This window comes from Shewanella oncorhynchi (genome assembly GCF_012584455.1).
Taxonomy (GTDB): Bacteria; Pseudomonadota; Gammaproteobacteria; order Enterobacterales; family Shewanellaceae; genus Shewanella; species Shewanella oncorhynchi.
In genome coordinates this window covers 177,571-183,946 of record NZ_JABAEB010000004.1, presented here as the reverse complement: position 1 = coordinate 183,946, position 6,376 = coordinate 177,571, and the positions used below count along the sequence as shown (strand labels likewise).

The 6,376-nt window shown below is 46.9% G+C and carries 4 protein-coding genes and 1 tRNA gene; 4 read left to right on the top strand and 1 reads right to left on the bottom strand.

The window, feature by feature from the left end:
* The first annotated feature begins 1 nt into the window (after nucleotide 1).
* Nucleotides 2-77: transfer RNA gene (locus HGO26_RS07530), tRNA-Glu, on the top strand.
* Nucleotides 78-648: 571 nt separating this feature from the next.
* On the opposite strand, the gene HGO26_RS07525 is transcribed toward HGO26_RS07530, so the two are convergent.
* Complete coding sequence (locus HGO26_RS07525) at nucleotides 649-2,478, bottom strand: ABC transporter ATP-binding protein (RefSeq protein ID WP_113941006.1); 1,830 nt, start codon at nucleotides 2,476-2,478, stop codon at nucleotides 649-651.
* Nucleotides 2,479-2,650: 172 nt separating this feature from the next.
* Between HGO26_RS07525 and HGO26_RS07520 the strand changes: the two genes are divergently transcribed.
* The 3 genes from HGO26_RS07520 to HGO26_RS07510 all read left to right on the top strand — a co-directional run bounded on the left by HGO26_RS07520 (nucleotide 2,651) and on the right by HGO26_RS07510 (nucleotide 6,334).
* A complete protein-coding gene (locus HGO26_RS07520; RefSeq protein ID WP_168824305.1) occupies nucleotides 2,651-4,342 on the top strand; it encodes a DNA-3-methyladenine glycosylase 2 family protein in 1,692 nt (563 codons plus the stop codon).
* Between the two features lie 103 nt (nucleotides 4,343-4,445).
* Nucleotides 4,446-5,003, top strand: a complete 558-nt coding sequence (locus HGO26_RS07515; protein ID WP_168824303.1) for a methylated-DNA--[protein]-cysteine S-methyltransferase — start codon at nucleotides 4,446-4,448, stop codon at nucleotides 5,001-5,003.
* A 47-nt stretch (nucleotides 5,004-5,050) separates the two neighbouring features.
* On the top strand, nucleotides 5,051-6,334 hold the full coding sequence (locus HGO26_RS07510) for a DEAD/DEAH box helicase (RefSeq protein ID WP_168824300.1): 1,284 nt from the start codon (nucleotides 5,051-5,053) through the stop codon (nucleotides 6,332-6,334).
* Nucleotides 6,335-6,376: the final 42 nt, after the last annotated feature.

Genomic DNA, 6,376 nt, shown 5'->3' with positions numbered 1-6,376 from the left:
GGTCCCCTTCGTCTAGAGGCCTAGGACACCGCCCTTTCACGGCGGTAACAGGGGTTCGAATCCCCTAGGGGATACCAATTTTAATCAAGGTTTATCGAAACTTTGGTTAAAGACAATAAGCCACCTCAAGGTGGTTTTTTTGTGTCTGAATTTTGAATATTAAATCGAGATCTCCCCGATTCATTTACGAGTCATACGCTCCGAGTTATTTGCCTAATTTACCCAACAATTCAAACCATCCACATTAAGATAAATAATGCTTCGAGAGGCTTACTTAGTGTGGTGAAGTCATTCTGTTCAATCGTGTGATAAAGATTATCGAAGCGTTTTCCTGCTTAACCTTGCGCTAACCCATGGCCCAAACTCACCTTTCGGATTGTTCAGTGTGTTGGTACTTTGAATGCTGCCACTTTCAATGTTGATAAGTTGAGCCGTTAAGCGCGGTTTATCTCTTGTTTCCAATCGTTCAACGAGTAAAGTTTGAAGTGAACCGTTCACACGGTAGCGAATCGTGTATTACTGCGGTGAATATGAGCGCGAGAAGAGTGAAGCTTTGTGGGAAGAGGGCAGAATTAGGCGGAAACTTATTTGAGATAAAAAAGGCGACACTCACTGCTGAGTTTCGCCTTTCGTCATCTTACCTTTGGCTTAGTCTACACCTAAGAATCCACCGGTTTGGTGGGCCCATAATTGAGCATAAATCCCGCCTGCGGCGATGAGTTCATGGTGCGTGCCTTGCTCAACGACTCGGCCTTGATCTAATACAATTAACCTGTCCATCGCGGCAATAGTCGAAAGTCGATGGGCAATCGCGATCACTGTCTTGCCTTGCATTAATTCATACAAACTTTCTTGAATAGCAGCTTCGACTTCGGAATCTAGTGCAGATGTGGCTTCATCAAGCAGTAAAATGGGCGCATTTTTCAATAAAACCCGCGCGATGGCGATACGCTGTCTTTGGCCACCAGAGAGTTTTACGCCGCGTTCACCCACTTGGGCATCTAAGCCATGATTACCGTTAGGATCACTGAGTTCCTGAATAAAGTCATAGGCTTGAGCTTGTTTAATCGCGCGATCAAGTTGCTCTTCACTGGCACTGGGATTGCCGTAAAGAATATTCTCGCGAATGGTGCGGTGCAAGAGGGAGGTATCTTGGGTCACCATGCCAATTTGCGAACGCAGTGAATCTTGCATAACCATCTTGATGTCTTGGTCGTCAATATTAATCTGACCTTTTTCAACATCGTAGAATCGCATTAGTAGATTCACTAGGGTCGATTTACCCGCGCCAGAACGCCCCACTAAGCCAACTTTTTCACCTGCTTTAATATTCAAATTCAGATCTTCAATCACGCCAGTCTGCTCACCGTAATGGAAACACACTTGGTTGAAATCAATCTTGCCATGATTGACGACCAGCGCCTTGGCGTTTGGCTCATCTTGGATGATCGTTGTTTTCGATAAGGTGTTCATTCCATCGGTAACCGTGCCGATATTTTCGAATAACGAACTGATTTCCCACATTATCCACTGTGACATGCCGTTTAAGCGCAGTGCTAAACTGACCGCAATGGCGATGGCGCCGACCGTGATTGCGCTATCGGTCCATAGGGCTATCGATACTGCTGCAATACTAAAGGCCAACAGATAGTTGATGATTTGCACGCTGACGCTGATGCCCGTCACTAAGCGCATTTGGCGATAAACCGTGTCTAAAAATATCCGCATACTGGATTTGGCGTATTCGGCTTCTTTCTGTGTGTGGGCAAATAGCTTCACTGTGGTGATGTTGGTATAGCTGTCGACGATACGGCCTGTCATGGTTGAGCGCGCATCGGCTTGCTCGGTAGAGACACTTTTTAGTCTAGGCACAAAGTACCATTGCAGACCAACATACAGTGCAAGCCAGACGAGCATAGGTATGACTAAGCGCAGATCAGCGCTGGCAATCATCACCAGCATAGAGGTGAAATACACTAAAATGTATACCAACACATCGAGCAATTTCATCACAGTTTCGCGTACGGCTAAGGAGGTTTGCATCACTTTCGTGGCGATTCTGCCAGCAAAATCATCTTGATAAAACGATACACTTTGTTTTAGCAAATAACGGTGTGCAAGCCAGCGGATCGACATAGGATAATTGCCGAGCAAGGTTTGATGCATGATAAGCGCATGCAGTAATACCAATATTGGCATCACAATTATCACCATACCTCCCATCAGCATTAAGGTCGTGCCTTCGTCTTGGAATAACGTTTCGGGATTTTTTTTCACCAGCCAATCAACTAATTGGCCCATGAATCCGAACAGTGACACTTCAAGCATGGCCAGCATGGCGGTCAGCACTGACATTAAGATCAGCGGCAGTTCGTAGCCCTTAGTGTAGTGGCGACAAAAAGCATAAACCCCTGTGGGTGGTTTAGTGGGTTCATCATCGGGTAGGGCTTCAACCCAGGATTCAAATCGTTTAAACATGAATTAACTCTATGGTGAGATAAAAAATAGTCGGCTCTAGCATATAGGATTTCATGCCTTAAAAGCATTGAAATGATTGAGTTCCGTTTTCCGCTAGTGCTATATGCTAGTTTTACGTAAAGTAATGAACAAGAAATTAATTGTGAGCGAATATTGTCGGGCGTGATGAAAAATGAGTACAGATAGAGCGTCTGAGAGTGCAAATAAGCGTGATGAAATAGATTCGGTGCATTCGCTGGAGTCCAGTTCGGGGCAACTTTCTGCGTCGATTTGCCGTGAAGCGAGGATGAGCCGCGATCCGCGGTTTGATGGTAAGTTTTTTGTGGGCGTCTTAACGACCGGCATTTATTGCCGAACTGTGTGTCCTGCCGTGGCACCAAAAGAGCAAAATGTGCGTTATTTTGATTCGGCCATTAAAGCCGCGCAGGCGGGATTACGCCCATGTTTACGTTGTCGGCCCGACAGTGCGCCGGGATCGAATCCTTGGAAGGGGACTGGCACAACGTTAGCGAGGGCCATTAGCTTAATCGAAGCGGGCGCCTTAGCGGGAAAATCATCGGGAGAGCCAGCCTCAACAGTAACACAATTGGCTGACCGATTAGGGATCAGCAGTCGTTATCTCAATAAGCTCTTTACCGAAGGCTTTGGCACTTCGCCAAAACAATATGCCTTATATCGGCAGTTACTGTTTGCTAAACAATTATTGCACCAAACCCAATTACCTATCACTCAAGTCGCGATGGCGGCGGGTTTCAACAGTATTCGCCGTTTCAATGAGGCGTTTAAGCAAACCTTGCAATTGACGCCGACGCAGTTAAGAAAGAGTACATTAACCAAAGCGGCAAAGGAGTCCATGATTGAGCCACTAACAGGATTAAGTGAGATTGATACTATGGGTGAATTTGTGCCGCACTATGGATTAACCTTGTATCAGTATTATCGTCCGCCATTGGATTGGACATCACAGCTGGGGTTTTATCGATTACGTGCAGTAACAGGGATGGAATGGTTCACACCGCAGATGAGTCATCCACAAGCGAGCGATGTCGTTGGCGATGAGGCGTCCGTGGTAGATGAGGCCAAAGCTGGCGATAATGGGCTCGAATATGGTCGCTGTTTTGCCCTAGGTAAGATGCGCGGCACAGTGCACATTATCCATGAGCCTAAGCTAAATCGCTTCAAACTCGCGATAATGTTGACCGAAGACTCTCCTGTCGATGAGCTGCAATTGCTGGTCACTGAAGTGCGACGCATTTTAGATCTCGATGCGGATATGCTGCTGATTGAACAAGGCTTAAGTGCGCTACCAAGTTTAGGATTAACACCGTTTTCGGGATTACGCATTCCCGGTGCAGGCTCCTTATTTGAGGCGGCCTGCCGTGCGATTTTAGGTCAGCAAGTGACGGTAGTGCAGGCGACTAAGCTACTTAATCAATTGGTTGAAGCCTATGGCGAGCGCTTTAGTCTCAATGGTTGCGAGTATCGTTTATTTCCTACACCCGAGGCCATTCGTGAGGCGAGTCTAACAGAGCTAAAAATGCCCGGCGCTCGTAAATTAGCCCTCAATGCGCTCGCGGCGTTTATCTGCGATCATCCTGAGGCGAGTGTCGATGATTGGCTCAGCGTTAAGGGCATAGGTCCTTGGACAATCGCGTATGCTAAGCTCCGCGGTTTGGGCGATCCCAATGTGTTTTTGCATACCGATTTGATTGTTAAAAAGCATTTGCTGGCCTTGTATGGCAAGACCCATAGGCTGGATGAAGCCGCTGCGGGTGCAGTCAACTACCCGCAGCTGTGCCAGCAACTGAGTCAAGAAATCGCGCCTTGGGGCAGTTATTTAACCTTCCAGCTTTGGCATCAATAACCATCAAGCCGCCTCACATTTAACTGCTAGTTTAAAAAGATGATTTAGCGTTAAGTTAAGAGCCAATTTAGAACCAAATTTAGAGCAAACAAAGAGACAGATTATGAAACATGCGATTCGTCAATTGAGCCAAGCGCCGAGTATTGCTGCGTATCAGCCCTGTGCCGTAGATACTTTTATGAGTCCTGCCGGAATATTGCAGTTAAATGCCAATGCCTATGGGCTGAGTCATTTAACGGTTGTCGGCTCGGATCGCACTGAGATTGCGCTTGCTAAGGTGAGTGAGGATGTCCTCAATCAAGCTAAGGCGCATATTAGTGAAACTCAAGTGCAGCTCGCGCGTTATTTTGCAGGTGAACTGATTGAATTTAATGTAAAGCTCGCACCTAAAGGCACTGAATTTCAGCGTGAAGTTTGGCAAGCTTTGATCAATGTAGATTATGGCCAGAGCTGCAGTTATGGGCAGATTGCCGAGCAAATCGGTCGGCCTAAGGCGGTGCGCGCAGTGGGCGCGGCTAATGGCGCCAATCCCATTGCGATTATCGTGCCTTGCCATAGAGTGATAGGCAAAAATGGCAAGTTAACGGGTTACGCCTATGGGCTTGCGATGAAACAGCAGTTATTAACGCTGGAAACTGCCAAGCATTGCCTCGATATTTAAGCTAGAATAGCCGCCTATTAAGATATTGGTGAGCAGTTAAACTTTCTATGACTCAGGCTTCTTCCTCTGCGGCAAGCTTTGCCCAACTCGGCATTATTGCACCCTTGCTAAATCGATTAACCGAATTAGCGTATGTTTCGCCCACACCAGTACAGGCGGCGACGATCCCCGCTGTGCTTGCGGGGCGCGATGTGTTAGCCGGTGCTAATACGGGCTCGGGTAAAACGGCAGCCTTTGCCGTGCCGCTGTTGCAACAACTTGTTGAAGCAAAAACTGATGATAAGACCGGCGTTTATGTTCGTTGTTTGGTCTTAGTCCCAACCCGTGAATTAGCACAACAAGTCGCTGACAGCTTTTTATCCTATGCCTCACATCTCAATGGCAAGCTAAAAATTGTGGCTGCGTTTGGCGGTGTGTCGGTGAATGCGCAAATGCAGAGTCTACGCTCTGGTGCCGACGTACTCGTAGCAACGCCGGGTCGTTTGTTAGATCTGTTGTCCAGTAATGCCATCAAACTCAATCGTGTCAGCGCCTTAGTGCTAGATGAAGCTGACCGCATGTTAAGCCTTGGTTTTACTGAAGAATTAGCTCAAGTGCTCGACGCTTTGCCCGTCAAGAAACAAACCTTATTATTCTCTGCGACATTCCCTGAAGAAGTCCGTGAGTTAACGGCAAAACTGCTTAATAATCCACTTGAATATCAATTGCAAAGTGAGCAAGAAAGCACGATTCATCAACGGGTGATTACGGTTAATCGTCCGATGAAAACCGCATTATTGGCGCATCTGATTAAAGAACATCAGTGGTCACAGGCGTTGATCTTCGTGAGTGCTAAAAATACTTGTAATCACTTAGCGCAAAAGCTGTCTAAACGTGGGATCACAGCCGAAGTGTTCCATGGCGATAAAGCCCAAGGTGCGCGTACGCGGGTGCTCGATGGCTTTAAAAATGGTGAGATCAGTGTGTTAATTGCGACCGATATTGCCGCCCGTGGTATCGATATCGATAAACTGCCTGTGGTGATCAACTTTGATTTACCACGAAGCCCTGCAGATTATATGCATCGTATTGGCCGTAGTGGCCGCGCCGGTGAAGCAGGCTTGGCCGTGACCTTGATTTCCCATGAGGATTATCACCACTTTGGCGTGATAGAGAAAAAGAACAAACTTAAGTTAGTGCGTGAGCAAATTGTCGGTTTTGAAGCCGATGATGAAATGCCAGCCGAACTGTTAGAACAAGCTAAACCTGTCGCCAAGCCTGAAGGTATGGGTAAAAAAAAACGTAAACAGTTACCGCCTGCCAATGCTGAATTTTGGGGTAAAAAATCTTAAGTCGTTGGAAACAAGCTATTCTTAGCTTATCTCTGGCGTTCC